The sequence below is a fragment of the Neisseria sp. P0009.S008 genome (assembly GCF_051958615.1).
Taxonomy (GTDB): Bacteria; Pseudomonadota; Gammaproteobacteria; order Burkholderiales; family Neisseriaceae; genus Neisseria; species Neisseria subflava.
This window is the reverse complement of sequence record NZ_JBQCVG010000028.1, coordinates 1-1,873: the sequence shown is the minus strand read 5'-3', so window position 1 is coordinate 1,873 and position 1,873 is coordinate 1. Positions and strand designations below refer to the sequence as shown.

The following is a 1,873-nucleotide window of genomic DNA, read 5'->3' as shown; positions in this document are numbered from 1 at the left end:
CATGGCTTGTGCGGTTTGCCGGAAGAAGGTGCTCATGGAAAATCCCCTAAATGTCTTGGTGGGAATTTAGGGGATTTTGGGGAATTTTGCAAAGGTCTCAAGCAGCCTTTTTCTTGCCGAATCAGGCGGCAGATGCTTTCCAGAAATCGCGCGGGGGGTCGAGCACGGGTTGGACGATGCCGGTGCGCACGGCGTAGTCGCCGAAGCCTTCGCCCGGTTCGCGGCCTGTTGCCCAGCCGGCGATCCATTCGCGCAGGATGGCGAGGATTTCGGGTTCGGTGATATTTTCTTTGTAGAGGCGGGGGATACGCGTGCCTTGGCGGTTGCCGCCGGCGTAGAGGTTGTAGCGACCCACGGCTTTGCCCACGAGGCCGATTTCGGAGAGCATGGTGCGGCCGCAGCCGTTGGGGCAGCCGTTGGCGCGCAAAACGATGTGCTCTTCGGACAGGCCGTTTTCTGCCATGATTTCGTCCACATGGTCGAGGAATTGGGGCAGGAAGCGTTCGGCTTCGGCCATGGCCAGCGGGCAGGTGGGCAGGGCGACGCAGGCCATGCTGTTTTCGCGCTGTTTGCTCACTTTGTCGTTGATGAGACCGTGTTCGCGGGCGATTTTTTCGATTTTGGCCTTGTCGCGGGCGGCCACGCCGGCCACGATGAGGTTTTGGTTGGCGGTGAGGCGGAAGTCGCCTTTGTGGATTTTGGCGATTTCGCGCAGGCCGGTTTTGAGCGGGCGGCCGGGCGCGTCGGTGATGCGGCCGTTTTCGATGAAGAGGGTGAGGTGCCATTTTTTGTCTTCGCCCTGCACCCAGCCGATGCGGTCGCCGCGCGTGGTAAATTCGTAGGGGTGGATGGGCTGGAATTTCGCGCCCATGCGGTTTTCCACTTCGGCGATGAATACTTCCGTGCCCACGCGCTCGAGGGTGTAGCGGGTTTTGGCGGCTTTGCGGTCGCTCCTGTTGCCCCAGTCGCGCTGCACGGAAACGACGGCGGCGGCGCAGTCGAGCACTTTGTCGAGCCCGATGAAGCCGAATTCGCGGGCGGTGTCGGGGTAGGTTTTGGTGTTGCCGTGCTCCATGGAGAGGCCGCCTCCCACGAGTACGTTGAAGCCGGCGAGTTTGCCGTTTTCTTCAATGGCGACGAAGTTTAAGTCGTTGGCGTGCAGGTCTACGTCGTTGTGCGGGGGGATGACGACGGTGGTTTTGAATTTGCGCGGCAGGTAGCTGGCGCCGAGTACGGGTTCGGTGTCGTCGCCGCTTTTCACGCCTTCGGACAGGGGGGCGGTTTCGGTGGTTTCCACTTTTTCGCCGTCGAGCCAGATTTCGGCGTAGGCGCGGGATTTGGGTAGGAGGTGTTCGCTGATTTTCTTCGCCCATTCCCAGGCTTCGCGGTGCAGGCTGCTTTCCACGGGGTTGCTGGTGCACAGGACGTTGCGGTTCACGTCGCCTGCGGTGGCGATGGAGTCGAGGCCGAGTTTGTGCAGCCATTGGTGCACGGCTTTGATGTCAGGCTTGAGGATGCCGTGGTATTGGAAGGTTTGGCGGTTGGTGAGGCGGATGGAGCCGTAGAGGGTGTGGCTGCCGGAGAATTGGTCGATGCCCAGCCACTGCTGCGGGGTGATCACGCCGCCGGGCAGGCGGCAGCGCAGCATGACGTTTTTGAGATTGTCGAGCTTTTGGTCGTTCCGCTCGGCGCGGATGTCGCGGTTGTCCTGCTCGTACATGCCGTGGAAGCGGATGAGCTGGAAGTTGTCGCCGTTGAAGCCGCCGGTGAGGCCGTCGCCGAGGTCTTGGGCGATGGTGCCGCGCAGGTGGCGGCTCTGGCCTTTGAGGCGTTCGTTGTCGGCCAGGGGGGTGGCGGGGAGTTTGGCGCGGGG

At 62.0% G+C, this 1,873-nt stretch carries 1 protein-coding gene; it reads right to left on the bottom strand.

Annotated features, from left to right (window positions below; all coding sequences use genetic code 11):
• Window positions 1-121: 121 nt before the first annotated feature.
• Window positions 122-1,846 (bottom strand): assimilatory sulfite reductase (NADPH) hemoprotein subunit, encoded by a 1,725-nt coding sequence (cysI, locus tag ACTHSQ_RS11090; protein ID WP_440375954.1) that lies wholly within the window; start codon window positions 1,844-1,846, stop codon window positions 122-124.
• Window positions 1,847-1,873: the final 27 nt, after the last annotated feature.